General features: G+C 73.0%; 25 protein-coding genes, 3 tRNA genes and 1 pseudogene. 19 read left to right on the forward strand and 10 right to left on the reverse strand.

Annotated features, from left to right (window positions below):
* Positions 1-57: 57 nt before the first annotated feature.
* The 7 genes from OHV05_RS09460 (at position 58) to OHV05_RS09490 (ending at position 6,710) form a co-directional block, all read left to right on the forward strand.
* Entirely contained in the window at positions 58-1,365 is a 1,308-nt protein-coding gene (locus OHV05_RS09460; RefSeq protein WP_405017274.1) for a histidine kinase, read from the forward strand.
* Complete coding sequence (locus tag OHV05_RS09465) at positions 1,362-2,036, forward strand: response regulator (RefSeq protein ID WP_405017275.1); 675 nt, start codon at positions 1,362-1,364, stop codon at positions 2,034-2,036. Before OHV05_RS09460 ends, OHV05_RS09465 begins: the two co-directional genes overlap by 4 nt.
* A 107-nt stretch (positions 2,037-2,143) precedes the next feature.
* Entirely contained in the window at positions 2,144-3,289 is a 1,146-nt protein-coding gene (locus OHV05_RS09470) for an alpha/beta hydrolase (protein ID WP_405017276.1), read from the forward strand.
* A 22-nt stretch (positions 3,290-3,311) separates the two neighbouring features.
* On the forward strand, positions 3,312-4,529 hold the full coding sequence (locus OHV05_RS09475; protein ID WP_405017277.1) for an acyltransferase: 1,218 nt from the start codon (positions 3,312-3,314) through the stop codon (positions 4,527-4,529).
* A gap of 34 nt (positions 4,530-4,563) precedes the next feature.
* Entirely contained in the window at positions 4,564-4,926 is a 363-nt protein-coding gene (locus tag OHV05_RS09480) for an MmcQ/YjbR family DNA-binding protein (protein ID WP_405017278.1), read from the forward strand.
* Between the two features lie 106 nt (positions 4,927-5,032).
* A complete protein-coding gene (locus OHV05_RS09485; protein WP_405017279.1) occupies positions 5,033-6,244 on the forward strand; it encodes an alpha/beta hydrolase in 1,212 nt (403 codons plus the stop codon).
* A gap of 25 nt (positions 6,245-6,269) precedes the next feature.
* Positions 6,270-6,710, forward strand: coding sequence for an RICIN domain-containing protein (locus OHV05_RS09490; RefSeq protein ID WP_405017280.1), 441 nt, complete (start codon positions 6,270-6,272; stop codon positions 6,708-6,710).
* Between the two features lie 293 nt (positions 6,711-7,003).
* Here OHV05_RS09490 and OHV05_RS09495 read toward each other — a convergent pair whose 3' ends face one another.
* Both OHV05_RS09495 and OHV05_RS09500 read right to left on the reverse strand, forming a co-directional pair.
* The gene (locus OHV05_RS09495) at positions 7,004-8,008 is read right to left on the reverse strand and encodes an aldo/keto reductase (protein WP_405017281.1); all 1,005 of its coding nucleotides are present in this window, start codon (positions 8,006-8,008) and stop codon (positions 7,004-7,006) included.
* On the reverse strand, positions 7,966-8,508 hold the full coding sequence (locus tag OHV05_RS09500; RefSeq protein WP_405017282.1) for a MerR family transcriptional regulator: 543 nt from the start codon (positions 8,506-8,508) through the stop codon (positions 7,966-7,968). The genes OHV05_RS09495 and OHV05_RS09500 overlap by 43 nt, the downstream gene beginning before the upstream one ends.
* A gap of 107 nt (positions 8,509-8,615) precedes the next feature.
* Here OHV05_RS09500 and OHV05_RS09505 point away from each other — a divergent pair, with 107 nt between their 5' ends.
* Positions 8,616-9,446 carry a serine hydrolase domain-containing protein gene (locus OHV05_RS09505; protein ID WP_405017283.1) on the forward strand — a complete coding sequence of 277 codons (831 nt, stop codon included), beginning with the start codon at positions 8,616-8,618 and terminating at the stop codon, positions 9,444-9,446.
* Between the two features lie 185 nt (positions 9,447-9,631).
* Here the strand turns inward: OHV05_RS09505 and OHV05_RS09510 are convergent, their stop codons facing one another.
* A complete protein-coding gene (locus tag OHV05_RS09510; protein ID WP_405017284.1) occupies positions 9,632-10,408 on the reverse strand; it encodes a pirin family protein in 777 nt (258 codons plus the stop codon).
* A gap of 230 nt (positions 10,409-10,638) precedes the next feature.
* On the opposite strand from OHV05_RS09510, the gene OHV05_RS09515 reads away from it, so the two are divergent.
* The 5 genes from OHV05_RS09515 to fabF all read left to right on the forward strand — a co-directional run bounded on the left by OHV05_RS09515 (position 10,639) and on the right by fabF (position 15,597).
* Entirely contained in the window at positions 10,639-11,835 is a 1,197-nt protein-coding gene (locus OHV05_RS09515) for a PucR family transcriptional regulator (RefSeq protein WP_403033736.1), read from the forward strand.
* An 89-nt stretch (positions 11,836-11,924) separates the two neighbouring features.
* Positions 11,925-12,863, forward strand: coding sequence for an ACP S-malonyltransferase (locus OHV05_RS09520; protein ID WP_405017285.1), 939 nt, complete (start codon positions 11,925-11,927; stop codon positions 12,861-12,863).
* On the forward strand, positions 12,860-13,891 hold the full coding sequence (locus OHV05_RS09525) for a beta-ketoacyl-ACP synthase III (RefSeq protein WP_403033263.1): 1,032 nt from the start codon (positions 12,860-12,862) through the stop codon (positions 13,889-13,891). Before OHV05_RS09520 ends, OHV05_RS09525 begins: the two co-directional genes overlap by 4 nt.
* A 75-nt stretch (positions 13,892-13,966) precedes the next feature.
* Positions 13,967-14,215 carry an acyl carrier protein gene (locus OHV05_RS09530; protein WP_405017286.1) on the forward strand — a complete coding sequence of 83 codons (249 nt, stop codon included), beginning with the start codon at positions 13,967-13,969 and terminating at the stop codon, positions 14,213-14,215.
* Between the two features lie 116 nt (positions 14,216-14,331).
* Positions 14,332-15,597: a beta-ketoacyl-ACP synthase II gene (fabF, locus tag OHV05_RS09535; protein WP_403033269.1), complete on the forward strand. Its 1,266-nt coding sequence runs from the start codon at positions 14,332-14,334 to the stop codon at positions 15,595-15,597.
* A 70-nt stretch (positions 15,598-15,667) separates the two neighbouring features.
* Here the strand turns inward: fabF and OHV05_RS09540 are convergent, their stop codons facing one another.
* Both OHV05_RS09540 and OHV05_RS09545 read right to left on the reverse strand, forming a co-directional pair.
* Positions 15,668-16,162, reverse strand: coding sequence for a DUF3145 domain-containing protein (locus OHV05_RS09540; RefSeq protein ID WP_403033271.1), 495 nt, complete (start codon positions 16,160-16,162; stop codon positions 15,668-15,670).
* A 374-nt stretch (positions 16,163-16,536) separates the two neighbouring features.
* Positions 16,537-17,562: an NADP-dependent oxidoreductase gene (locus tag OHV05_RS09545; protein WP_405017287.1), complete on the reverse strand. Its 1,026-nt coding sequence runs from the start codon at positions 17,560-17,562 to the stop codon at positions 16,537-16,539.
* A 101-nt stretch (positions 17,563-17,663) separates the two neighbouring features.
* Between OHV05_RS09545 and OHV05_RS09550 the strand changes: the two genes are divergently transcribed.
* Together OHV05_RS09550 and OHV05_RS09555 are read left to right on the forward strand one after the other, a co-directional pair.
* Entirely contained in the window at positions 17,664-18,134 is a 471-nt protein-coding gene (locus OHV05_RS09550) for a MarR family winged helix-turn-helix transcriptional regulator (protein WP_405017288.1), read from the forward strand.
* Between the two features lie 176 nt (positions 18,135-18,310).
* Positions 18,311-19,771, forward strand: coding sequence for an LCP family protein (locus tag OHV05_RS09555; RefSeq protein ID WP_405017289.1), 1,461 nt, complete (start codon positions 18,311-18,313; stop codon positions 19,769-19,771).
* A gap of 28 nt (positions 19,772-19,799) precedes the next feature.
* On the opposite strand, the gene OHV05_RS09560 is transcribed toward OHV05_RS09555, so the two are convergent.
* Both OHV05_RS09560 and OHV05_RS09565 read right to left on the reverse strand, forming a co-directional pair.
* Positions 19,800-20,681 carry a 1-aminocyclopropane-1-carboxylate deaminase/D-cysteine desulfhydrase gene (locus OHV05_RS09560; RefSeq protein WP_405017290.1) on the reverse strand — a complete coding sequence of 294 codons (882 nt, stop codon included), beginning with the start codon at positions 20,679-20,681 and terminating at the stop codon, positions 19,800-19,802.
* 223 nt (positions 20,682-20,904) lie between these two features.
* Positions 20,905-20,978, reverse strand: a tRNA-Ile gene (locus tag OHV05_RS09565).
* 223 nt (positions 20,979-21,201) lie between these two features.
* Here OHV05_RS09565 and OHV05_RS09570 point away from each other — a divergent pair.
* Both OHV05_RS09570 and OHV05_RS09575 read left to right on the forward strand, forming a co-directional pair.
* A complete protein-coding gene (locus OHV05_RS09570) occupies positions 21,202-22,056 on the forward strand; it encodes a trypsin-like serine peptidase (RefSeq protein ID WP_405017291.1) in 855 nt (284 codons plus the stop codon).
* A gap of 71 nt (positions 22,057-22,127) precedes the next feature.
* Positions 22,128-22,886, forward strand: a complete 759-nt coding sequence (locus OHV05_RS09575; protein ID WP_403033286.1) for a trypsin-like serine peptidase — start codon at positions 22,128-22,130, stop codon at positions 22,884-22,886.
* An 85-nt stretch (positions 22,887-22,971) separates the two neighbouring features.
* Here the strand turns inward: OHV05_RS09575 and OHV05_RS09580 are convergent.
* Together OHV05_RS09580 and OHV05_RS09585 are read right to left on the reverse strand one after the other, a co-directional pair.
* Positions 22,972-23,044 (reverse strand) — tRNA-Asn (locus OHV05_RS09580).
* A gap of 34 nt (positions 23,045-23,078) precedes the next feature.
* Positions 23,079-23,151 (reverse strand) — tRNA-Asn (locus tag OHV05_RS09585).
* Positions 23,152-23,465: 314 nt separating this feature from the next.
* Between OHV05_RS09585 and OHV05_RS09590 the strand changes: the two genes are divergently transcribed.
* Positions 23,466-23,759 carry a hypothetical protein gene (locus tag OHV05_RS09590; protein ID WP_403033289.1) on the forward strand — a complete coding sequence of 98 codons (294 nt, stop codon included), beginning with the start codon at positions 23,466-23,468 and terminating at the stop codon, positions 23,757-23,759.
* A gap of 90 nt (positions 23,760-23,849) precedes the next feature.
* Complete coding sequence (locus OHV05_RS09595) at positions 23,850-25,286, forward strand: FGGY family carbohydrate kinase (protein ID WP_405017292.1); 1,437 nt, start codon at positions 23,850-23,852, stop codon at positions 25,284-25,286.
* A 2-nt stretch (positions 25,287-25,288) separates the two neighbouring features.
* Here the strand turns inward: OHV05_RS09595 and OHV05_RS09600 are convergent.
* Positions 25,289-26,197 (reverse strand): annotated as a pseudogene (locus OHV05_RS09600) (RNA polymerase sigma factor); the annotation flags it as partial.
* Positions 26,198-26,532: the final 335 nt, after the last annotated feature.

Below are 26,532 nucleotides of genomic sequence, written 5' to 3' on the forward strand. Positions count from 1 at the left end.
GAAGTCCGGACTGCGGTACGACTCCCGGTGGGGTGGGGCCGCCTAGGCTTGGCCGGGATGAAGCCTCAACTTCCTTCCGCCGTCCTGAACCTCCTGCAACCGGTGGGTGATCAGCTGGCCGACCTCGGCCGGGCGCTGCTCACCCCCGTCGACGGCCGGGCCCCGCTGATGTCCGGGGCACGGCGCGCCTGGGTGCGCTGGCTGCCGTACCTGGTGGCGGTCTCCGCGGTGGCGACGCTGCTGCCGGTGGGTACGGTGGTGCTGGCCGACAGCTACGGGGTGCCCGGCGGAGTGGCGGGAGCCCTGGCGCTGATGCAGTCCGGACCGCTGCTGCTGGCGATCACCCGGCCGCTGCAGGCGTGGTGGGTGATCACCGGCGGGACGGTGCTCGGGGCGGTGCTGACCGTCGACAGCCCGGAGTCGGCCGGGGCGTGGCCGTGGCCGGTGACCACCCTGCTCTGCTACGTCTTCCTGATGCCCGCGCTGGCCCTGCGGGAGCGGGGGCGGACGCTGGTCGCGGTCTGGCTGGTCACCCTGGCCGCCAGCATCGTGGCCGCCGATCTGCACCAGCCCCGGGCCGGCGAGACCGCCGCCATCGCGGTGACGGTCTCGGGGGCGGTGCTGCTGCTGGGCTGGAGCGTGCGCGGCCGGGGCGAGGCGCAGCGGCTGCTGGCCGAGCAGGAGCAGATCAGCGAGGCGGAGCGGGAGCGCAGCACGCTGCTGGAGGAACGGGCCAGGATCGCCCGGGAGTTGCACGACGTGGTCGCGCACCACATGTCGGTGATCACGGTGCAGGCGGACAGTGCGCCGTACCGGATCGGTGGTCTGCCGCCGGAGGCGGTGGAGGAGTTCGGCACCATCGCGGCGGCGGCCCGGAGTTCGTTGAGCGAGATGCGGCGGCTGCTGGGGGTGCTGCGCAGTGACGGGGCGGCCCCGGACCGGGCGCCGCAGCCGGGGCTGGCGCAGCTCGGGCAGTTGGTGGAGACGGTGGGTCAGGCCGGGGTGCGGGCCGAGCTGACGGTGACTCCTGAGGTGGCCGCGCTGGGTGAACTCCCGTCCGCGGTGGCCCTGTCGGCGTACCGGATCGTGCAGGAGGCGCTGGCCAACGTGGTCCGGCACGCGCCGGGTGCGCGGGCCGAGGTCAGGCTGACCGCCGTCGGGCGGACGCTGCGGGTGACGGTGGAGAACTCGCCGGGCGGCCGCCCGGCCGTGGAGGGCGGCGAGGGCACCGGGCACGGCCTGGTGGGAATGCGTGAGCGGGTCCGTCTGCTGTCCGGCAGGCTGGAGACCGGCGGTACGCCTGCGGGCGGCTTCCTGGTCACCGCCGAACTGCCCGTCACCACCCTTGGAGAGAGCCCCCGATGACCATCCGCGTAATCATCGTCGACGACCAGGCGATGGTCCGGGCCGGGTTCGCCGCACTGCTCAACGCGCAGACCGACATCGACGTGGTCGGCGACGCCGCCGACGGGAAGCAGGCGTTGGAGGTCAGCGGGCGGACCCATCCGGACGTGGTGCTGATGGACGTCCGGATGCCCGAGATGGACGGTCTGGAGGCGGCCCGCCGGCTGCTCGACCCGCCGATCGGCGTGGTGCACCGGCCCAAGGTGCTGATGCTGACCACCTTCGACGTGGACGACTACGTCTACGAGGCGCTCCGGGCCGGGGCCAGCGGCTTCCTGCTCAAGGACGCGCCGCCGGCCGACCTGATCGCCGCCGTCCGGGTGGTGGCCGCCGGGGACGCGCTGCTCGCCCCCTCGGTGACCCGCCGGCTGATCGAGGACTTCGCCCGCACCCGCCCGGCCCCGCGCCGCGATCCCCGGCTGCGACTGAACGGGCTGACGCCCCGGGAGACCGAGGTGCTGGAGCTGATCGCCCGCGGCCTGTCCAACCAGCAGATCGCCGAGCGGCTGGTGGTCGCCGAGCAGACCGTGAAGACCCACATCGGCCGCATCCTGGCCAAGCTCGACCTGCGCGACCGGGCCCAGGCGGTGGTCCTGGCGTACGAGTCCGGACTGGTGACGCCGGGCCAGTAGTACCCCGGTACGACGTGCCGGTTGGCCCCGCGGTGTGACGATCGCGGGGCCTTCTGCTCCTTACCTTCCTCTCCGTCAGCAGCGGTACGACGGAAGGGTTGGAGCGGATGCGAGCACGATTCGGGCGGGCACTGGCCGGGGGTCTCCTGGCGGTACTGGCGGTCGGCGGGGCCGGTGGCTGGGCGGCGGCGGACGGTCAGCGGGCGGTCACCGGGCCGCCGCCCGGCAGCGCGGCCTGGGTCGCCGACGCCACCCTGGGGCTGCGGCTGCCGGAGCCCGGGCGGGCCGACGCCGCCGAGGTGGCGGCCTTCTTCGCCGGGCTGCCGCAGGCGCAGCAGCGGGCGCTGGCGGTCCGCCACCCGCTGGTGGTGGGGAACCTGGACGGCGCCCCGTTCGCCCTGCGGTACTTCGCCAACGCGCTGGCCCTGCGCGAGGAGCGGGACCGGGAGCTGGCGGTGGCCGCCGACGGCACCCTGCCGGAGCGGGACCGGGCCGCCGCCCGGGGCAAGGCGGACCGGTACGCCGCGCTGACCGGCCGTCAGCTGCTGGCCTTCGACCCGCGCGGCCGGGGCCAGCTGGCCGAGGTGTTCGGCGACCTGGCCCGGGCCAAGCGGACGGCGGTGATCGTGCCCGGCGCCGACATCGACCTGATGACCGTCGACCGCACCTCCTCCCCGTACGGCACCCCGACCGGGATGGCCCGGGCGCTCCGCGACCGGGCCGGTGACCGGCTGGCGGTGGTCGCCTGGACCGGCTACACCACCCCCGTCAAGGTCGGCCTGGACGCCGCCACCGCCCGGCTGGCCCGGGCCGGTGCCCCTCGGCTGAGCCACTTCCTGTCCGGCCTGGCGCCCACCACCGGGCCGGTCACGGTGCTCTGCCACAGCTACGGCACCGCCGTCTGCTCGCTCGCCGACCTGGGCCCCGAGCAGGCCACCGGGATCGTCGCGATCGGCTCGCCCGGGATGGACGTGGACCGGGCCGCCGACCTCCGGGTCCCGGTCTGGGTGGCCCAGCGCAACGCCGAGGACTGGATCGACCAGGTCCCGAACGTCTCCTTCCTCGGCCTCGGCCACGGCGCCGACCCCGAGGACCCCGCCTTCGGCGCCCGGACGGTCGCCTCCGCCGGTTCGCACGGCCACAGCGGCTACTTCGCCCCCGGCACCGCCTCGCTGGCCAACTTCGCCGCGATCGCGCTCGGCCGCACCGACCAGGTGACCTGCGCCCCCGGCCGCGACGCCTGCACCCGCTGATCCTTCGTCAGGAGACCCCGCCATGAAGCTCGTCACCACCCTCCGCCGCTCCGCGGCCTCCGTGGACGCCAGGACCCCCGCCACCCGCGACCGCGCCCTGGACGGCCTGCGCGCCCTCGCCCTGCTCTCGGTGCCGATCGGGCACTGGCTGCTCGGCGGCTTCACCAACTCGTCGGACGGCGTGCTGCACAACGCCAGCCCGCTGGCCTCGCTCGGCTTCTTCGCCCCGCTCAGCTGGGTGCTCCAGATGCTCGGGGTGTTCTTCCTGGTCGGCGGCTACGCCTCGGCCAAGTCACTGGCCCGCTCGCAGGAACGCGGTGCCAGCACCGCCGACTGGCTGTGGCAGCGCACCGTCCGGCTGCTCCGCCCGGTGCTGGGGGTGGCGGCGGTCTGGGCCCTGCTGATCCCGCTGCTGACCGCACTCGGCGTCCCCGCCGGGACGGTCAGGACCGGCAGCGTGCTGGTGGTCCAGCCGCTCTGGTACATCGGCATCTACCTGGTGCTCACCGCCCTCACCCCCGGGTGCCTGCGGCTCGGCCGCCGGCTCGGCGGCTGGGCGGCGGCCCCGCTGCTCGGCGTGGTCGCGGTGGTGGACGCACTGCGGTACGGGCCGTGGGCCGACTCGGTGCCGTCCTGGCTGGCGCTGGTCAACCTGCTGCCCGGCTGGCTGTTCGCCTACCAGCTCGGCATCTCCTGGGCCCAGGGCACGCTGCGCAAGGCCGGGGCGAAGCTGCTGCTGCTCGGCGGGGCCGCGCTGTTCACCGTGCTGCTGACGGTCTTCCACTACCCGGCCAGCATGGTCGGCGTGCCCGGGGTGGCCCGGACCAACTCGCACCCGCCGTCCCTGCTGGTGCTGGCGCTGGCCTCGGTGCAGTGCGGCGCGGCGATGCTGCTGCGCGACCGGATCGGCCGGACGCTGCGGCGGCCGCTGCTCTGGCTGCCGGTGGTGGTGGTCAACCTCTCGGCGATGACGATCTTCTGCTGGCACCAGACCGCGATGTTCTCGGTCGGCGCGCTCGGCGGCGCCCTGGGTGCCGTCCCCGGCCTGACCACCGCGCCGGACTCGCTCGGCTGGGTGCTGGCCCGGCTGGCCTGGCTGCCGGTGTTCGGCCTGGTGCTCACCCTGATCGGCCGGTACGCCCGGCGGTTCGACGCCCCCTGGAAGCTGAGCCGGGGCTGGCGGGCCGCGCTGGGCGCGGGGGCGGGGCTGTTCGCGGTGTACGCACTCGGGGTGGTCTGACGTGTCCGACAGTCGTACCGCTTACGCTGACCGCATGGTGACGTTCGATCAGTTCCTGAGCATCGGCCTGGCACTCCCCCGGGCCACCGAGCGGCTGACCTGGGAGACCACGGTCACCCTGCGGGTCGGCGAGAAGATCTTCGCGATGGGGACGCCCGGCTCGGGTGAGGTCACCGTCAAGGCGAGCAAGGCGGACCAGGCCGAACTGCTGGCCGCCGAGCCGGAGGTGTACTCCTCGGCGCCGTACGTCGGGCGGCACGGCTGGGTGCTGGTCAAGCTGGCCGGGGCCGACCCGGAGGAGCTGCGCGATCTGCTCGCCGACGCCTGGCGGAGCGTCGCGCCGAAGAAGCTGGTCCGGGAGTACGAAGCATCCGGGCCAACCCCCGAAACCCTGTGACCCATCCCACAGTTTAGCCGGGCACACCCCGCCTCCCCAGCCCATACGCTGGCTGGGAGTTGCCGGCGGTGGTGCACCCACGCGGGCCCCGAAGGATGGTGACCAGTTGCCGCAGCAGAACGCGCGCTCCGTGCAGCGCCGCAGGCGGATCAAACGAGTACTGATAGGCGTCTTCGCCACCACCGTGGTGCTGGTCGACACCGGCGCCGCCGCCGCGCAGGCCGCCGTGGGCAACGAACAGCTCGCCATCACCACGCCCCCGGCCGGCAGCTCCCAGTGGGTCGCCGACCACTCGCTCGGCCGCGACCTGCCGGACCCGGCGACCGCAGACGCCCGCAGCGTGGCCGCGTTCTTCGCCTCGCTCACCCCCGCGCAGACCGACCGCCTGGTCACCGGCTACCCCCTGGTCGTCGGCAACCTGGACGGCGCCCCGCTCCAGCTCCGCTACCGGGCCAACCGCCTGGCGATCGCCGCCGAACGCGACCGGGCCAGGGCCCGCGCCGACGACCGGCGGCTGGACGCCGACACCCGCGCCCGGGCCGCCGCCCGGGCCGACGACAGCGACCACCTGCTCGCGCCCGAGCGGCAGATCCTGGCCTTCGACCCACGCGGCCGGGGCCTGGTCAGCGAGGTCTACGGCGACCTGGCGACCGCTCAGCGGGTGGCCGTCCTGGTCCCCGGTTCGGACGCCGACCTCGGCCACTTCGACCAGGCCGTCGACCCGCTCCGCTCCCCCGCCGGAATGGGCCGCGCCCTGTACGCCGAGGAGCAGCGCCGGGCGGCCGGCACCCGTACCGCCGTGATCGCCTGGACCGGCTACGTCACGCCCGCCGGCCTCGGTCCCGACGCGGTCACCGACCGCCTCGCCCAGGCCGCCGCCCCCCGGCTCACCCGCCTGCTGGCCGGCCTCGCCGTCACCAGCGACCCGGCCACGCCGCCGACGCTGCTCTGCCACTCGTACGGGACGGTGGTCTGCGGCACCGCCGCCCCCGCCATCCACGACGCCACCCCCACCGACCTGGTGGTCTTCGGCAGCCCCGGGATGGGTGTGACCGACGCCGCCGACCTCGGCACCGGCGTCCGGGTCTGGGCCGCCCGCAACCCCACCGACTGGATCGGCAACGTCCCCTACCTGGAGGTCGGCGGCCTCGGCCACGGCGCCGACCCCACCTCCACCGCCTTCGGCGCCATCCGGGTCTCCTCGACCGGCGCCGACGGCCACACCGGCTACCTCGCCGAGGGCACCGCCAGCCTCCGCAACTTCGCCGACATCGCCCTCGGCGACTACGCGGACGTCACCCGGGCCGCCCGGAGCTGACGGTGGCTGCCCGTACGGTGGGGCCGTGACGGTGATTCAGGAGGGGCTGTACCGGCTGCGCAACGCCGGCAGCGGGCTGCTGCTGGAGGTCGCGGGCGACAAGCAGCGCAGCGGGGCGAAGATCCGGCAGGGCGCGGCGGACGGCTCCGCCGGGCAGCTCTGGCGGATCAGCGCCGTGCACCCCGGCGGTGGCCTCTACCACCTGGAGAGCGAGAGCAGCGGCAAGCGGCTGGACGTCACCGGGGCCCGGACCGACAACGGCGTGCCGCTCCAGCTCTGGGGCCCGAACGGCTTCGGCGCCCAGGAGTGGCTGCTGGAGCAGCACGTCGACGCCCCCGGCACCTACAACCTGGTCAGCTTCGTCAGCGGCCTCACCCTGGAGATCGCCGAGGACGGCACCGCCCGCCAGTGGGAGGACCTGGACCGCCCGACGCAGTGGTGGCACCTGGATCGCGTTGCACCCTAGGCAGACGCTCGGGCAGCTACGGTCAGGGGCTCGGGGCTGCACCTTTGGCAGGCGTTCGGGCAGCTACGGTCAGGGGCTCGGGGAACTGCGAGGAGATCTGGCGTGCGGGTCACAGACGAAAGTGCCTGACCACCCACGCGACGATCACCTTGAACGAGGCCGGCGTCGCAGTTCCCCGAGCCCCTGACCGTAGACGGTTGAGCACCTGCCAAAAAGTCGGCGTCGCCCACGCGGCGGAGCCGCACATCAGCAGAGCCCCGAGCCCCTGACTCCGTAGCGGGCTGAGCACCTGCCTACTCGCGACCTGCGGAGGTGAAGCTCATGTCGGCGTAGCGGTTGCCGGTGACCTGGGCGGCGATCGGCTCCAGGGTGGCGAGTTCGGCCGGGGTGAGGTGCAGGGTCGCGGCGGCGGTGTTCTCCGCGAGGCGGGTGCGCTTGCGGGTGCCCGGGATGGGGACGACCGTGAGGCCGTGGACCTCGGCGCGCTGGTGGACCCAGGCGAGGGCGATCTGGGCGGTGGTGACGCCCCGGTCGGCGGCGATCTTCTGGATCGGGGCGATCAGGGCCGCGTTGGCGGCGGCGTTCGGACCGCTGAACTGCGGGTGGTAGCGCCGGTAGTCACCCTCCGTCAGCTGTTCGGCGGCGGCGAAGGAGCCGGTCAGGAAGCCCCGGCCGAGCGGCGAGTACGGGACGAAGGTGACGCCCAGTTCGGCGGCGGCCGGCACCGCGGTCCGCTCGACGTCCCGGGAGAACAGCGACCACTCGGACTGCAGGGCGGCGATCGGGTGCACCGCGTACGCCTCGCGCAGCTCGTCCCCGGTCACCTCGGACAGGCCCAACTCCCGTACCTTGCCCGCCTGGACGAGCTCGGCCATGGCGCCGACCGACTCGGCCAGCGGGACCGCCGGGTCGCGCCGGTGCATGTAGTAGAGGTCGATCACGTCCACACCGAGGCGGCGCAGCGAGTCGTCCACGGCGGTGCGGATGTAGGCGGGGTCGTTGCGGACGGCCCGGTAGGTCGGGTCGTCGGCGCGGCGCTCGATGGCGAACTTGGTGGCCAGCACGACCTGGTCGCGGTTGGCCCGGACGAACGGGCCGATCAGCTCCTCGTTGGCGCCGGAGCCGTAGATGTCGGCGGTGTCGAACAGGGTGACGCCCGCCTCGAGGGCGGCGTCCAGGGTGGCCAGGGCCTCGGCGGTGTCGGTCGGGCCGTAGAACTCGGACATGCCCATGCAGCCGAGGCCCTGGGCTCCGATCAGCTCGCCGCTGCGGCCGAGGGGGACGGTGGGGAGACGCATTCGGTGTTCCTGCCTTCGAGTGCTTCGGAGGATTCGAGGGATTCGAGGGATTCGAGGGTGTCGCCGTAGAGGTCGATCTTGTAGTCGAGGACCGCCAGGGTCGCGTGCAGGTCGGCCAGCTTCAGCCTGACCTCCTCGCGGTGGACCACCAGCAGGTCCCGGCGGTCCGCCAGGGTGTGTTCACCCTCCCGGACCAGCTCGACGTAGCGGAGCATGTCCGCGACCGACATCCCGGTCAGCCGCAGCCGGCCGAGGAACTCCAGCCGCCGTACGTCGGCGTCGCAGTACCGGCGCTGACCGGAGTGCGTGCGGTCGACCGGGTCGAGCAGGCCGATCCGCTCGTACCAGCGCAGCGTGTGCGCGCTCAGGCCGGTGCTCGCCACCATCTCGCTGATGCTGTGCCGGCCCGTACGGTCGGCGGTCTCGACGGCGACGCCGGAGTAGGCGCCGCAGTTGAGCAGGTTCGGTGCCGTGGTCTGCGGTGCTGCGGTCGTGGTCACGGTGATACCCCCGGTGGAAGTGACGCTCACGAAGCTACTGACTTGGAGCGCACTCTAGGCAAGCCCGACCCACCGGTCGCCGGAGGGTCGACGTTAGAGTCGGGCCCATGCAGAGCTTGCGGATGATCGAGGACTGGCCGGTGCCCACGGCGGCGGCCGCGGTGGTGCGAGGCAGCGACGGGGCGGTGCTGGGCGCGGCGGGGCCGCAGGACCAGCTGTTCCCGCTGGCGTCGGTGACCAAGCCGCTCACCGCGTACACCGTGCTGGTCGCGGTCGAGGAGGGCGTCTTCGAGCTGGACGACCCGGCCGGGCCCGAGGGTTCGACGGTCCGTCACCTGCTGGCGCACACCTCCGGGCTCGCCTTCGACGAGCACCGGGTGATGGCCCCGCCCGGTGACCGGCGGCTCTACTCCAACGCCGGGTTCGACGTGCTGGCCGACACCCTGACCAAGGCGTCCGGGATCAACTTCGCCCAGTACGCCGCCGAGGCGGTCTTCGCTCCGCTCGGGATGACCTCGACCCTGATCAACACCGCCCACCGGACCCCGGCGGGCGCCGGCGGCCTCTCCACCGTCGCGGACCTGGCCCGGTTCGCCGCCGAGCTCCAGGCCCCCCGGCTGCTGGACCCCTCCACCGTGCACGCCGCCACCCGCGAGGTGGCCTGGCCCGGCCTGGGCGGCGTCCTTCCCGGCTTCGGCCACCGGCGGCCCAACGACTGGGGTCTCGGCTTCGAGATCCGCGACGGGAAGTCCCCGCACTGGACCGGCACCCACAGCTCCCCCGCCACCTTCGGCCACTTCGGCCAGTCCGGCACCTTCCTCTGGGTCGACCCGGTCGCGGACCTCGCCTGCGTCGCCCTCACCGACCGCGACTTCGGCCCCTGGGCGGCCGAGGTCTGGCCGGCCTTCACGGACGCGGTCCTCGCCGAACTCCGCTAGCGCAAGGTGCACCGCCAAGGGCCCGGGGAACGGCGGCGCCGACCTCGTACAAGGCGATCGTCGCGTCGGTGGTCGGGCACTTTCGCAGTGACCCGAACGCCAGATCTCCTCGCCCACGCGGCGGAGCCGCACGTCAGCAGAGCCCCGAGCCCCTGGACCGTAGCCCCGAAGCACCTGCGAATGGCTCAGCCGTACGTGACCGGCGAGTGCATCTCCCAGAGCAGCAGCTCGACGCCGTCGGCCCCCGCCGTGGGGTCGGCGAAGGCGTCGTCGGTGGCGCGGACGCTGTCGCCCGGCTCCATCGAGCGGCCGCCGCCCTGCGGGCCCAGGACGGTGCGGTAGCCCAGCGAACCGGTCGTCAGGTGCACGTAGCGGAACGGCGCTTCGGGCAGCGCGGGCAGCGGCTCCCAGGGGCCGGCCGTGACCAGCCAGAGGGCGGCGTCGCCGCGCCGCAGCCGCAGTGCCTCCGAGGCAGCGTCCCGCTCCAGCCCGGAGGCGAGCAGGGTCAGCCCGGTCGACGCCCGGTCGACCCGCCGGAGGCCGTACGCCGGGGGTGCGTCGAAGGTGTCGGGCTGCAGCCACATCTGGACGAAACGGACCGGTTCGGCCGCGCCGCCGATGTTGCGTTCGGTGTGGGTGATGCCGGAGCCGGCGCTCTGCCACTGGAGCATGCCGGGCCGGACCACGCCCGCGTGGCCGTGGCCGTCCCGGTGGGCGAGGGCGCCGGAGAGGACCCAGGTGAGGATCTCGGTGTCCCGGTGCCGGTGTTCGTCGTAGCCGGCGCCGGGGGCGAGGGTCTCCTCGTTGACCGCCAGCAGGGCGCCGAAGTGGACGTTCTTCGGGTCGTAGTGGCCGGCGAAGGAGAAGGCGTGCCGGGTCTCGATGCCCTCGGCCGGGGTGGATCGGTAGCGTTCGGAGGCCCGGCGCAGGTCGGCGCGGGCACGGCTGGCGGCTTGGGTCACGGGGCCACCGTAACGGCTGACCGGCGCCGCTCACGGGAGGCCGGAGGGGCGTCGGTGTGACGTGGGCCACCGGGCCGATCGGCGGGGGCGGGTACGAGCCGCCCCGTACGTGAGGCAGTCTTGTCCCTGTGCCATCCGCTTCAGCGAGTTCCGACAAGAAGACCGCGGCCGAGCAGGCCACCGCGGCTGCCAAGCAGCCCGAGCAGGCCAGACCCCGGCGGGGTGGCCGGCTGACCGCGCAGGAGCGCCGGCTGGCCACCGAGCGGGCCGAGCTGCGCGCCGCCACGCTCAAGCGACTGGAGAAGTCCTCGGGCAAGCTGGCCACCGCCGCGATCGCCCGGATGGACGACCAGCTCGGTTGGTACCGGCGGATGCCGCCGGAGCACCGGTCCTGGATCGGCCTGGTCGCCCAGGCCGGTATCGCCGCGTTCACCGAGTGGTACCGGCATCCCGACGCGCCGCAGGCGATCTCCACCGACGTGTTCGGCACCGCGCCGCGCGAGCTGACCAGGGCCATCACGCTCCGGCAGACCGTGGAGCTGATCCGCACCACGATCGAGGTGATGGAGGAGGCCATCGACGAGGTGGCCGCGCCCGGCGACGAGGCGGGCATGCGCGAGTCGGTGCTGGTCTACGCCCGGGAGATCGCCTTCGCCACCGCGCAGGTGTACGCCCAGGCGGCCGAGGCGCGCGGCGCCTGGGACGCCCGGCTGGAGGCGCTGGTGGTCAACTCGCTGCTCTCCGGCGACGCGGACGAGGGCGTGCTGTCCCGGGCCGCCGCGCTCGGCTGGGGCCAGCCGAGCCAGGTCCGGGTGGTGATGGGCAGTGCCCCGGACGGGGACAGCGAGCTGGTGGTGGAGGCGATCCGACGGGCCGCCAGGTACGCCAAACTGCACGTGCTGACCGGGGTGCTGGGCAAGCGTCTGGTGGTGGTGGTCGGCGGTGACAAGGAGCCGGTGCACGCTGCCCGGGCGCTGATCGGGCAGTTCGCGCCGGGCCCGGTGGTGGTCGGCCCGACGGTCGGCGACCTGCTCTCGGCGACCAGGTCCGCGCATGCGGCGGCGGCCGGGCTGAAGGCGTGTGCGGCCTGGCCGGACGCGCCGCGGCCGGTGCTGGCGGACGACCTGCTGCCCGAACGGGCGCTGGCCGGGGACCAGGCGGCCAGACGGCAGTTGGTGGAGGAGATCTACACACCGCTGGACGAGGCCGGGTCGGCACTCCTGGAGACGTTGAGTGTCTATCTGGAACAGGCCTCCTCGCTGGAGGGCGCCGCACGGATGCTCTTCGTTCACCCAAACACCGTGCGCTACCGGCTTCGACGTGTGACCGACGTCACCGGCTATGCTCCGTCCGACGTGCGTTCGGCCTTCACACTGCGGATCGCGCTGGCCCTGGGCCGACTCGGCTCGGCCGCCACCCACGACTGACACGCTGTAGGGATCCCACAATCCGGCGTGCTTTTCTTCGTTACCGTCGCCTACCCGCCCTTGGGTGCCTGGCGAGAGAGGGTTGAACCGTGCTCGTAATCGTCGCCCCTGGACAGGGTGCCCAGACCCCCGGATTCCTCAACCCCTGGCTTGAGCTGGACGGCGCCGCCGACCGGCTGACGGCCTGGTCCGACGTGGCCGGGCTCGACCTGGTCAGGTACGGCACCGAGGGCTCCGAGGAGGAGATCAAGGACACCGCCGTCGCCCAGCCGCTGCTGGTGGCCGCGGGCCTGCTCACCGCCACCGAGCTGTTCGGCGCGCCCACCGGCGGCCCGTTCGGCGCGGTCGCCGGGCACAGCGTCGGCGAGATCACCGCGGCCGTGCTGGCCGGGGTGCTCGGCGTCGAGGAGGCGCTGGTCTTCGTCCGCGAGCGCAGCCTGGCGATGGCCGAGGCGGCCACCGTGACGGCCACCGGGATGACCGCCCTGCTGGGCGGCGACCCCGAGCTGGTCGCCGCGAAGCTGGCCGAGCACGGTCTGGCCGCCGCCAACAACAACGGCGGCGGCCAGCTGGTCGCGGCCGGCACGCTGGACCAGCTGGCCGCCCTGAAGGCGGACCCGCCGGCCGGGTCCCGGGTGATCCCGCTCAAGGTGGCCGGTGCGTTCCACACCGGGCACATGGCCCCGGGTGTCGAGCGGCTGGCCAAGCTGGCGCCGACCCTGACGGTCCACGATCCGAAGGTCGGCTACCTGTCCAACAAGGACGGTGAGGTCGTACAGTCCGGTACCGAAGTACTGGACCGCCTGGTCACCCAGGTCTCCAACCCGGTCCGCTGGGACCTCTGCATGGAGACCCTGCAGCAGCTCGGTGCCACCGCCGTCATCGAGCTCTCCCCGGCCGGAACCCTCACCAACCTGGTCAAGCGCAACGTCAAGGGTGTCGCGACGCTGGCCCTCAAGACCCCGGCCGACCTCGACAAGGCGCGTGCGCTGATCGAGGAGCACGGCGGGCAGGAGCAGGACGCATGACTTCGCCTCAGATCCAGCCGTCCACCGGTGCCGCGTACGCGCGCATCCACGGTGTCGGCGGCTACCGACCCGTTCGGGTGATCCCCAACTCCGAGGTCCTGAACTGGATCGACTCCTCGGACGAGTGGATCCGCTCCCGCAGCGGGATCACCGAGCGCCGCTGGGCCGGCCCGGAGGAGAGCGTCGCCGAGATGTCGGTGCAGGCCGCCGGCAAGGCGATCGCCCAGGCCGGGATCGGCCCGGAGCAGATCGGTGGCGTGATCGTGGCCACCGTCTCGCACCTCAAGCAGACCCCCGCGATCGCCACCGAGATCGCCCAGCGGCTCGGCTGCGGCACCGCCCCGGCCTTCGACATCTCGGCCGCCTGCGCCGGCTTCGGCTACGGCCTGAGCCTGGCCGACGGCATGGTGCGCGGCGGCAGCGCCGAGTACGTGCTGGTGATCGGCGTCGAGCGGCTCAGCGACCTGACCGACACCTCGGACCGGTCGACCGCGTTCATCTTCGGTGACGGCGCGGGTGCCGCCATCGTCGGCCCGTCCGACACGCCCGGCATCGGCAAGGTGATCTGGGGTTCGGACGGCTCGCAGAAGGACGTCATCTCGCAGACCCAGGCCTGGGACACCGCGTTCGCCAAGGCGGACGCGGTGAACGGGACGGGCGAGGAGGTGAAGTGGCCGGCCCTGCGGATGGAGGGCCAGTCGGTCTTCCGCTGGGCGGTCTGGGAGATGGCCAAGGTGGCCCAACAGGCGCTGGACGCCGCCGGGATCACCGCGGACCAGCTCGGTGCGTTCATCCCGCACCAGGCCAACATGCGGATCACCGACGCCATGATCAAGGCGCTCAAGCTGCCCGCCACGGTCCCGGTCGCCCGCGACATCGCCGAGACCGGCAACACCTCCGCGGCCTCCATCCCGCTGGCCATGGAACGGATGCTGGAGAGCGGCGAGGCCCGCAGCGGGGACCTCGCGCTGATCATCGGCTTCGGGGCGGGTCTCGTGTACGCCGCCGCAGTCGTTACTCTCCCCTAGGCGTCTACGCCCCATCACAAACCTGCGACGGCCCGCCGGGTGGTCGCTGTCAACACCGAATGAGGAGCAGCCAGAATGGCTACCAAGGACGAGGTTCTGACCGGTCTTGCCGAGATCGTCAACGAGATCGCCGGCATCCCGGCCGAGGACGTCGAGCTCGACAAGTCCTTCACCGACGACCTGGACGTCGACTCGCTCTCCATGGTCGAGGTCGTCGTGGCCGCCGAGGAGCGCTTCGACGTGAAGATCCCGGACGACGAGGTCAAGAACCTCAAGACCGTCGGCGACGCGGTGAACTACATCCTCGCGAACGCCGCCGCCTGACCCACGGTCGGTTCCCCAACTGACCGCCCGGGCGGCCGGAGTGCACACCCCGGCCGCCCGGTCACCCCTCCCCCGGCATCGCCGCCACCTGCCACACGTGAGAGAAGAAGAAACCAGTGACCGCTGAAAACCGCACCGTGGTCGTCACGGGTATCGGCGCCTTCACGCCGCTGGGCGGCGACGCCGCCTCGTTCTGGGAGGGCCTGATGGAAGGCCGTTCCGGCGTGGCAGCCCTGACCGAGGAGTGGGCCGCCGACCTGCCCGTCCGGATCGCCGCGCGCGTCGCCGTCGAGCCGGGCGACGTGCTGCCCCGCCCGCTGGCCCGCAAGCTGGACCGCTCGGCGCAGTTCGCGCTGATCGCGGCCCGCGAGGCCTGGGCCGACGCCGGCTTCGAGACCCCCGCCACCGACCTCTCCTCCAAGCTCGCCCCCGAGCGCCTGGGCGCCGTCATCGCCTCCGGCATCGGCGGCGTGACCACCCTGCTCGACCAGTACGACGTGCTGAAGGAGAAGGGCGTCCGCAAGGTCTCCCCGCACACCGTCCCGATGCTGATGCCCAACTCCCCGGCGGCCAACGTCGGTCTGGAGGTCGGCGCCCGCGCGGGTGTGCACACCCCCGTCTCCGCCTGTGCCTCCGGCGCCGAGGCGATCGGCTACGCGATCGAGATGATCCGTACCGGCCGCGCCGACGTCGTGGTGGCCGGTGGCACCGAGGCGGCGATCCACCCGCTGCCGATCGTCGCCTTCTCCAACATGATGGCGATGTCCAAGAACAACGAGCACCCGCAGCAGGCGTCCCGCCCGTACGACAAGGCCCGCGACGGCTTCGTGCTCGGCGAGGGCGCGGGCGTGGTCGTGCTGGAGTCGGCCGAGCACGCCGCAGCGCGCGGTGTCCGGGTCTACTGCGAGGCGGTCGGCCAGGGTCTCTCCTCGGACGCCCACCACATCGCCCAGCCCGAGCCGTCCGGCTCCGGGGTGGCCCGCGCGATCGCCCAGCTGTTCGAGCAGAACGACCTCGACAAGGCCGACATCGTGCACGTCAACGCGCACGCCACCTCCACCCCGCAGGGTGACGTCGCCGAGCTCAAGGCGCTCCGCAAGGAGCTCGGGGACCACCTGGACCACGTCGCCGTCTCGGCCACCAAGTCGATGACCGGCCACCTGCTCGGCGGCGCCGGCGGCATCGAGACCGTCGCCACCGTGCTCGCCCTGCACCACCGGCTGGCCCCGCCGACGGTCAACCTGGACGACCCGGACCCGGAGGTCGAGGCCGACATCGTCCAGGGCGAGCCGCGCAAGCTCCCCGAGGGCCGGATCGCCGCGCTGAACAACTCGTTCGGCTTCGGCGGCCACAACGTGGTGCTGGCCTTCCGCACCATCTGACCGTCCGTCAGCACCGAGGCCCGGCCCGCGAGTTCTTCCGCGGGCCGGGCCTTCGGCGTTCATCGGACGGTCAGACCACCTGGTGCAGCCAGCGGACCGGGGCGCCCTCGCCCGCGTACCGGAACGGCTCCAACTCGTCGTCCCAGGGCTTGCCGAGCAGTCGGCACAGGTCGGCCTCCAGGTCGGTGCCCTCGTTCCTGGCCCGGAGCAGCACGGCCCGGAGCCGGTCCTCGGGGATCAGGATGTCGCCGTGGATGCCGGTGACGGCGTGGAAGATGCCGAGCGCGGGGGTGGAGCTGTAGCGCTCGCCCTCGGTGCTCGTGGTGGGCTCGGCGGTGACCTCGAAGCGGATCAACTGCCAGCCGCGCAGGGCGGATGCCAGCCGCGAGGCGATGCCGGGCTCCCCCTGCCAGGAGAGCTCGGCCCGCCAGTGGCCGGGCGCGGCCGGCTGGCGGATCCAGTCGAGACTGATCCGCACGCCGAGCACGCCCGCCACCGCCCACTCGACGTGCGGGCACAGTGCGCGGGGCGCGGAGTGGATGTACAGAACTCCACGTGTCGTCACCGGGACCTCCAGGCTGTGGACGAGGGTCGCCTTCCCCAGCTGCCTCGTGCCCGTCGCCGGTTGCGCCGCTTCTGTCGTGTCGTACTGCCCCGCACTGCCCAACTTATTCGACATATAGGTAATTAAGTTGAGCAAAACGGACAAGCTTTCACCCAATGCTAGCCCGATCCATCCCGAGGTCTACCCCTCGTCGGGATCTCTCCCCCGAACGGCCCCATCGGGGACGGTTCCCACCGTAGCGCCCCGGCCGGGGCGGCACATGACGGTCCGTCGGATCGGGGCCGCACGCCGTCCCGGACGCGCCCGTACCCAAACCGCCCCCGCCCGGATGGGCGGGGGCGGTGCACAACGGCCGGTCGTCGCCGGGGTGTTCGTCAGCGGGTCAGCCGGACCACCATCTTGCCGGTGTTGGCCCCGCCGAGCAGGCCGATGAAGGCGTCGACGGTGTTCTCCACACCGTCCACCACGGTCTCGTCGTAGCGGAGCTCCCCGCTCTTCAGCCAGCCGGCCGTCTCGGCCAGGAACTGACCCTTGAGCGCGGTGTGGTCGTTGACCAGCATGCCCTGCAGGCGCAGCCGCTTGCCGATCGCCAGCGCCAGGTTGCGCGGCCCGGCCGGGGCGGCGGTGTCGTTGTACTGCGCGATGGCGCCGCACAGGGTGACCCGGCCGTGCACGTTGAGCGCACCGATCGCGGCCTCCAGGTGGTCGCCGCCGACGTTGTCGAAGTAGACGTCGATGCCGTCCGGGGCGGCGGCCGCGAGCTGCTCGCGGACCGGGGCGTCCTTGTAGTTGAAGGCGCTGTCGAAGCCGTAGCCGTCCACCAGGGTGGCCACCTTCTGCGCCGAACCGGCCGAGCCGATCACCTGCTTGGCGCCCTTGAGCCTCGCGAACTGGCCGACCAGCGAGCCGACCGCACCGGCCGCGCCGGAGACGAAGACGGTGTCGCCCTCCTTGAAGTCGGCCACCTCCAGCAGGCCCGCGTACGCGGTCAGGCCGGGCATCCCGAGCACGCCCAGGTAGTAGGAGAGCGGGGCGAGTTCGGCGTCCACCTTGACCGCGTGCTTGGCGTCCAGGGTGGCGTACTCGCGCCAGCCGAGCCCGTGCAGCACCGCGTCGCCGACCTCGAAGCCCTCGGCCGCGGAGGCCACCACGTGGCCGACCGCGCCGCCGTCCATGGTCTGCCCGAGCTGGAACGGCGGGACGTACGACTTCACGTCGTTCATCCGGCCGCGCATGTAGGGGTCGACCGAGAGGTAGTCGTTGCGGACCAGGATCTGCCCCGGGCCGGGCTGCCGGATCGGGGCCTCGACCAACGCGAAGTCGGTCGGCTGCGGCCAGCCGTTCGGGCGGGCGGCCAGCTGCCACTCGCGGCCGGTGGTGGGCGTCGCCTGCTCTGCCATGGCGGTACTCCTCGTCGTGCCGAGCCTGAAAGGTTGACCTACTGAAGCAATCGTGGGCATGAAAGGTTCACCTTGTCAAATATTCAGCTAGACTGATGTCCATGGAGACGAAGCCCACCCAGGACGCCACCGCGCCCGCCGACGCGATCACCCGTGAGGTCGTGGACCTGATGGCCGGCCTGGTCGCGCTCTTCCACCGCGAGTACGAGGAGGCCGCCGCCGCCCGCTCGCTCACCGGCGCCCAGGCCAAGGTGCTGGCCCTGCTCCGGCGCGGCCCGATGCCGATGCGGCACATCGCCCAGACGCTGAGCTGTGAGCCGTCCAACATCACCGGCATCGTGGACCGGCTGGAGGGCCGCGGCTTCGTGACCCGGGAGGCCGATCCGCAGGACCGCCGGGTCAAGCTGGTGGCCGCCACCGACTCCGGCGGCGCCGCCTCCGAGGAGCTCCGCGAGTCGCTCAACTTCGCCCGCGAGCCGCTCGCCGCCCTCGACGACGAGGAGCGCGCCCAGCTCCGCGACCTGCTCCGCCGGATCCTGGAGCACGCGGGCGACGACGACGCCCGGGCCTGACCCGGGCCCGCCCCCACAGGGGGGCGATGGGACTCGTACAGAGCTTCCGGGTTAGATTGCGCATTCGTGTAACCGACCGCCCGTGCCGAACCGTCCTGGAGGTGAGGGCCCCGTTCCGGGCCCCGCACCCGACGGCTTCCCGCCGAGCGGCCGCAGCAGAGAGTGCCTGAGACCCCATGAGCGACCCGAAGATCCGGCCTGCCTCCCGCCGCAGACGGCTGGCCAAGTTCGCCGGCGCGACGGCAGCCGTCCTGGTGCTGGCCACCGCGGGCACCGGCGCCTGGTACTACCACCGCCTCGACGGCAATCTCACCACCTTCGACGCGGGCGGCATCGCCACCAGCCGCCCACCGGCCCCCACCCCGACCAAGGTGGGCGGCGGGCTGCCGGTCAACGTCCTGCTGCTCGGTTCGGACACCCGCAACGACGGCAACGGCGACCTCGGCGGCGGGGACGAGGGCGTCGGGCACTCCGACACCGCGATCCTGCTGCACGTCTACGGTGACCGGCGGCACGCGGTCGCGGTCTCGATACCCCGGGACACCCTGGTCACCATCCCGCCCTGCAAGCAGGCCGACGGCAAGTGGACCACCGCGCGCAGCAACCAGATGTTCAACTCCGCCTTCACCATCGGCGGCTCCGAGCAGGGCAACCCCGCCTGCTCGCAGAACACCGTCGAGGCCCTCACCGGCCTGCGGATCGACCACACCATCGTGGTCGACTTCAAGGGCTTCGCGGCGATGACCGAGGCGGTCAAGGGCGTCGACGTCTGCGTGCCGAACACCGTCGACTCCTACGGCATACACCTGGAGCAGGGCCGGCAGACCCTGGCCGGGCAGCTCGCCCTGGACTACGTCCGGGCCAGGCACGGCTTCGGCGACGGCTCCGACATCGGCCGGATCAAGCGTCAGCAGGCCTTCCTCTCCTCCCTCATCAAGAAGGTGCAGGACCAGGGCTTCAACCTGACCACGCTGCTCCCGCTGGCCGACGCCGCGAGCAGGTCGCTCACCGTCGACCCCGGCCTCGGCACCCCGATGAAGCTGGTCGACTTCGCCCAGTCGCTCCAGGACATCAAGCTCTCCGACATCGAGTTCGTCACCGTCCCCTGGCGCTACCAGGGCGACCGGGTCGCCCTGGTCCACCCGGACGTCGACCAGCTCTGGAACCTGCTCCGGCAGGACCGGACGCTGGACGGCCAGTCCACCGGCCTGGTCACCGCGGCCCCGTCGGAGACCCCCTCGATCCCCGCCGTCACCACCCCCGTGGTGCTGCTGAACGCCACCAGGACCCCCGACCTGGCCGCCCGGACCGCCGAGACCCTCAAGGCCCAGGGCTACACCGCCGTCACCGTCGGCCCCACCCCCACCAGCACCCGCAAGACCACCCTGATCGCCTACCCGCCGGCCCTGCTCGACGCGGCCGAGGCGCTGGCCCGGCACTTCCCCACCGCCGCACTGCAGCCCGACCGGACGGCCGACGGCCTCACCGTCACGCTCGGCCGCGACCTGTCCCCCACCACCCCGGCCGACACCCCGACCACGGCCCCGACCCCCTCGGGCACCGGCGTCCCCACCGGCATCACCGACAACACCCGCACCGCCGACTCCGACCTCTGCTCCAACCTGACGTTCGGTTAGTCCGCCTGGTTCACCGGGCCCGCCGCGCTCAGACCGGGTCGGGCAGGCCGGTGACCACCACCGTGACGCGGGTGCCCGGGGGCAACTGGCCGGTGACGACGGCATGGTGGACGGCGTGCAGGGTCTTGGCGACGTAGCGGCGCTCCAGAGGGAGGCCGTGCCGTTGCTCGAACTCGTCGGCGAAGGCGGTGAGTTCGGGGGTGAGGCGGCCGTAGCCGCCGGCGTGGTGGGCGTGGGTGATCCGCCAGTTGTCGAACTCGCGGGCGTAGGTGGCCCGGTGGAGGGCGGCGACCTCGCGCTCCAGGTAGCCCTCGCCGCGCAGGACGGCCACGCCCAGGGCGCGGGCCCCGGGCGGCAGCCCGGCGGCCAGGCCGGCCAGGGTGCCGCCGGTGCCGACCGGGCAGACGAGCAGGTCGCGGGGCCCGAGGTCGGGGATCTCGGCGGGGACGGTCGCGGCCCCTTGGACGGCGAGCGGGTTGGAACCGCCCTCGGGGAGGACCAGCCAGCCGGGCGCCGGGGGCCGACGGTCGGTCAGCAGGGCGCGGTAGTCGGCCCGGGCGACGAAGCGCAGCTCCATCCCGCACTCCTCCGCCGCCCGCAGCGACCAGTTGCGCGGGGCGGCGGCCAGCTCGTCACCGCGCACCACCCCGATGCTCGGCAGCCCGAGCGCCTGCGCGGCCGCCGCCACCGCCCGCAGGTGCGTGGAGTACGCCCCGCCGTAGGTGAGCAGCCCCCGGGCGCCGGTCTCCCACGCGTACGCCAGGTTGGGCGCGAGCTTGCGCCACTTGTTGCCCGGGACGGTCGGGTGCGCCAGGTCGTCCCGCTTCAGCCGCAGCTCCACCCCGGCCCGCGCGAAGTCGGGGTCGTCGAGCACCTGGAGCGGCGTCGGCAGGTCGGCGGGCAGGAGCACCGGCCCAGCGTACCCAGCACCCGCCGAGCAGGTGCCGACGGTGGTCACCGGACGGCCGGCGGCCGGAGCCTCCCAGGTGCGGTCGGACAGTTCACGCGGGCATGGCCGCTGTCCCCTAACGGGGTGAACTTCTCGGCGGCGCCCTTGGATGTCCGAAGGGATGCTCTAGAGTTCTGGCAGGTAAGGGCGAGGTAAAGGCTGGACCGCTGCACAGCTGAATGGGTGGGGCGGGTGGGACTCGAACCCACGACCAAGGGATTATGAGTCCCCTGCTCTAACCGGCTGAGCTACCGCCCCGGTTCGCCGTGCCTTCGGCCGCGAAGGGCCGGAGCAGCAGCAGACGGCCCATCAGGGCCGTCCTCCGCAGCATAGCCGGTCGGTCCGTCATGCTGCTCGCCGGGGGCGCATCCGAGGAGCCGGGCCGTGCGCTCCCCGTCCGGGTGAGCTGCGGTGGGCACCGGCCCGGGGGCCACCGAAGACTGGAGGCCGGTGGATCCGGTCCCGACGGGCGGTGGTGACGGTGCGCGGCAGGTGGGCAGCCGGTGTGCTGGTGCTCGGGCTGGTGGCGGGCTGCGGGTCGGCGGCGGGCCCGGCCCCGGCGGGTACGCCGAGCGGCAGCCCGAGCCTCCCCACCGCCGGCCCGAGCAGCGCAGCCGCCGCCGCGCACGGCTGGGACAAGGACCGGATCAAGTCCACCATCGCCAAGCACGCGGGCACCACCAGGACCGCCAAGCCCACCCCGCTGAACGCCCTGGTCGGCGCGGTGTTCACGCACAACTCGGACGGCGACCACTTCTGCACCGCCAGCGTGGTGGACAGCGCCGGGCAGAACCTGATCGTGACGGCGGCGCACTGCGTCTACGACCCGCTCGTGGGCCAGCGCAGCGACCTGGTCTTCGTCCCCGGCTACCGGGACGGGGAGACGCCCAGCGGGGTGTGGCCGCTGGCCTCGATCACGGTCGACCGGAGCTGGGCGGACGACGGCGACCAGGACATGGACGTGGCCTTCGCGATCGTCCAGCCGCAGAACGGGCAGCAGGTGCAGCAGGTGCTCGGCGCCAACCGGCTGGGCGTCGACAAGGGGTACCAGCTGACGGTGAAGGTGACGGGCTACCCCAGCAGTGGCGAGGTGCCGATCACCTGCGGCAACCTGACCGTCGAGCAGAGCCCGACCCAGCTGCGGATCGACTGCCCGGACTACACCGGCGGCACCAGCGGCAGCCCCTGGGTGACCGACTTCGACCCGACCACCAAGACCGGCACGGTGGTCGGCGTGATCGGCGGCTACCAGCAGGGCGGGGACACTCCCGACACCTCGTACAGCAGCTACTTCGGCGACCGGGTGCAGGCGCTGTACGACCGCGCGACGGGGTAGGGCTGGCCTTCCGGCGGCCCGGGCTGGTAGATCTTGCCGCAAGGCACTCCCGGCAGCTGAGGACGGACCGCATGACACCCGCACGGCGGCACCGCACGGCCCTCGGACTGCTCCTCGCGCTGCCGCTGGCCCTGGCGGGCTGTGCGCAGCAGCCGGCCGCCACGTCCGCCGCGGACGACACCGCACCGTCGGCCGGCACCGCCCCGCCGAGCCCGGCCGGGGACCGGATCGGCACGCTGTTCATCGGCAGCGAGCACGGCGCCCGGGCCTGCACCGCCAGCGTGGTGGACAGCCCTCGGCGGAATCTGCTGGTGACCGCCGCGCACTGCGTGGAGCCCCCGCTGTTCGGGCGTCTCGGCCGGCTGGTGTTCGCCCCGGGCTACCGCAACGGAAAGCTCCCGTACGGGAGTTGGCAGGTCGACCAGGTGGTGGTCGACCCGGCCTGGACCGACTCGGCGGATCCGGAGTACGACGTGGCGTTCCTCACCGTGGCCCCGGTCGGCGGGCGGGAGATCGCGGACGTGCTGGGCGGCTTCCGGCTCGGGACGGGCCTGGGCTTCGGCCTGCCGGTGTCGGTCACCGGCTACCCGAACGAGTCCGAGGAGCCGATCACCTGCAGCAACCGGACGGCCGAGCAGAGCGCCACCCAGGAGCGGTTCGACTGCCACGGCTACACCAACGGCACCAGCGGCAGCCCCTGGCTGACCGAGGCCGGCGAGGTGGTCGGCGTGATCGGCGGCTACCAGGAGGGCGGGGACACCGACCGGACCTCGTACAGCATCACCTTCGACCACCGGGTGAGCGAGCTCTACCGGCGGGCCACCGGCTGACCCCGGCGGCGCCGGGAAACACGAAGGCCCTTCGGCGATCCGAAGGGCCTTCGCTCTACGCAACTCACCTCAACTGCCGGTGAAGCTCCCCCAATTGGACTCGAACCAATAACCTGCCGATTAACAGTCGGCTGCTCTGCCAATTGAGCTATGGGGGATTGCACGTGTCGGACGGGCCTGGACCCTTCCGCGCTCCCGCAATTGGACTCGAACCAATAACCTGCCGATTAACAGTCGGCTGCTCTGCCAATTGAGCTATGCGGGACCGAGCTTGCGTCCTGACCCGGATCGGTGATCCGGACTTCGGCGCTCGCTGCGGGTCATACATTAGCGCACTCAGGGGGGTGGTCCGCCAATCGCTTTCGCCGGGGCCGTCCGGGAGTGACCGAGGCCACGACCCGTCGCGGCTCCCACGGCGCGCCCGGCGGGCGCCCCGGGCACCGGGCGGGGATGCTGGAGCCTGGCGGCGGACCCGGGTGCCTCGGGCCCGCCTGCCGCCGGGCGGTTCGCCGCCGGGCCGGACGGGTAGGGCACGCAGGGCAACGCGGCAGGGTCCGCAAGGAAGGGTGGAGACCGAGCATGTGGAAGCTGACGTTCGTCGTGGGGGTCGGGGTCGGTTACGTCCTGGGCGCCAAGGCAGGCCGCAAGCGCTACGAGCAGATCGCCGGCGCGGCCCGGCAGGTGGCGCAGAACCCCAAGGTGCAGGACGTGGCGGGCAAGGCCAGGCAGCAGGCCGGCGTGGTCGCCGGGAAGGCGGCCGGAGCGGTCGCGGGCAAGGTCGGCGACCGGCTGCCGAACGCGCTCACCGACCGGGTCCCGTACTTCAGCGCCCGGGGCGCCGAGGACGACAGCTGGGGTACGTACCGTCCGTAGCGCCGGGAAGGACGGGGTTAGGGGCACCGGGTGGGCAACACTTCGCCCGGTCGGCTCCGTCCGGGCGCCGAGCTGAGGCATGATCTCGACATGGCCATCGTCGCGGGCATCGACAGCTCCACCACTCGCACCCGGATCGTCGCGTGCGACGCCGAGACCGGCGCCGTGCTGCGCGACGGCCGGGCGCCGCACCCGACGCCCGAGGGCGGTGATCCCCGGGCCACCGAGACCGACCCCCAGCTCTGGCTGCACTCGCTCGGCGAGGCGGCCACCGGCGGCCTGCTGGAGGGCGTCCGGGCGATCGGGGTCTCCGCCCAGCAGCACGGGCTGATCGGGCTGGACACGGGCGGGGTGCTGGTCCGCCCGGCACTGCTGTGGAACGACCCGAGGTCGGCCGGGGCCGCCGCGCAGCTGATCGACGCCCTGGGCGGCCCCGAGCCGTGGGTCCGGGCGATCGGCTCGGTGCCCGCCCCGACCTACACGGTGGCCAAGCTGCGCTGGCTGGCCGAGTTCGAGCCGGTCTCGGCCAAGCGGATCGCCGAGGTGCTGCTGCCGCACGACTGGCTGGTCTGGCAGCTGCTCGGCCACCCCAAGCGCCGCACCACCGACCGGGGCGACGCCTCCGGCACCGGGTACTGGTCGCCGCTCACCGGCGAGTACCGGCAGGACCTGATCGAGCTGGCCCTCGGGCACCAGCTCCAGGTGCCGGACGTGCTCGGCCCGGCCGAGCCCGCCGGGCACACCCCCGAGGGCCTGCTGATCTCGGCCGGCACCGGCGACAACATGGCCGCCGCGCTCGGCCTCGGACTCGGCCCCGGCGACGCGGTGGTCTCGCTCGGCGGCAACGGCACCGTCTTCGCGGTGCACGACCAGGCCGTGGTGGACGTCACCGGCGCGATCTCCTCGTTCGCCGACGCCACCGGCCGCCACCTGCCGATGGTCGGCACCCTGAACGCCGCCCAGGTGCTCCGCTCGATGGCCGGCCTGCTCGGCACCGACCTGGCCGGGCTGAGCGAGCTGGCCATGCAGTCCTCCCCCGGCGCGTACGGGCTGGTGCTGCTGCCCTACCTGGACGGCGAGCGGACGCCCCGGCTCCCGCACGCCGCCGGCACCCTGACCGGCCTGCGGGCCGAGTCGATGACGCCGCCGCACCTGGCCAGGGCGGCCGTGGAGGGCATGCTCTGCAACGTCGCGGACGCGCTGGACGTGCTGCGCGACAACGGCGTGACGGTCCGTCGGATCTTCCTGCTCGGCGCGGTCGGACGGCTCCCCGCCGTGCGCGAGGCCGCACCGCTGATCTTCGGCGTGCCCGTGGTGATACCGCCGGCCGGCGACCACGCCGCCCGGGGCGCCGCCCGGCAGGCTGCCTGGGCCCTGGCCGGCACCGCCGAACCGCCGCACTGGGAGCTGCCGGAGGCGGTCACCCTGGTCGCCGAGCGCGACAGCGACCTGGCGGTCGGCAGCTCGGTCCGCCAGCAGTACCGGACGGTCCGGGACCAGGTGCACCCGGAGCTGGCCGACGACTGACGTCAGTCGAGGTAGGCCCGCAGCTGGTCGGTGAAGGAGTGCGCGCGCAGCCGGCTCAGGGTCTTGGCCTCGATCTGCCGGATGCGCTCGCGGGTGACGCCGAACAGGTGGCCGATCTCCTCCAGCGTGCGCGGATGTCCGTCGTCCAACCCGTAACGGAGCTGGACGACTTGACGCTCGCGCTCGCCGAGGGTGGCCAGCACCGCGTCCAGGTGTTCGCGGAGCAGCAGGAAGGCGGCCGTCTCCACCGGTGAGGCGGCGTCGGCGTCCTCGATCAGGTCGCCGAGCGCGACCTCGTCCTCCTCGCCGACCGGGGTGTGCAGCGAGACCGGCTCCTGGGCCAGCCTGAGCACCTCCAGCACCCTGGTCTCGGACAGCTCCAGCACCGCACCGACCTCGGCCGGGCTGGGCTCGGCACCGCGCTCCTGGAGCAGCGTGCGCTGCACCCGGATCACCCGGTTGATCAGCTCCACCACGTGCACCGGGACCCGGATCGTCCGGGCCTGGTCCGCCAACGCCCGGCTCATCGCCTGCCGGATCCACCAGGTGGCGTAGGTGGAGAACTTGTAGCCGCGCGCGTAGTCGAACTTCTCCACCGCCCGGATCAGCCCGAGGTTGCCCTCCTGCACCAGGTCGAGCAGGGTCAGGCCGCGGCCGACGTACCGCTTGGCCACCGAGACCACCAGGCGGAGGTTGGCCTCGATCAGGCGGCGTTTGGCTCGCCGCCCGAGCTGCACCAGGTGCTCCAACTCTCTTCGCAGCGGGTCGTCCTGGCCGCCTCGGGCGAGCTTCTGCTCGGCGAACAGGCCGGCCTCGATCTGCCGGGCCAGCTCCACCTCCTCGACGGCGGTGAGCAGCCGGATCCGGCCGATCTCGCGCAGGTACTGGCGGAGCAGGTCGGCCGCAGGGCCGACCGACTCCGGCTCCACCACGGCCAGTTGTGCAGCGGAAAGGTCCACGGGGGCATCCCTCTCTCGGCCGACGCGCGGCTCGTGGGGGAAACCGCGCCACACCAAGGGGGTACCCGGGTGGACAGGTGATCAGCCATCAACCGTCGGGGCTGCACCTTTTGCAGCTACGGCCAGGGGCTCGGGGCTGCGCCATAGGCAGGCGCTCCGGGTCTACGGTCCAGGGGCTCGGGGAACTGCGAGGAGATCTGGCGCCGGGGTCACGTACGAAAGTGCCTGACCACTTACGCGACGATCACCTTGTACGAGGCCGGCGTCGCAGTTCCCCGAGCCCCTGA

The organism is Kitasatospora sp. NBC_00070, assembly GCF_045041205.1.
Classification (GTDB): Bacteria; Actinomycetota; Actinomycetes; order Streptomycetales; family Streptomycetaceae; genus Kitasatospora.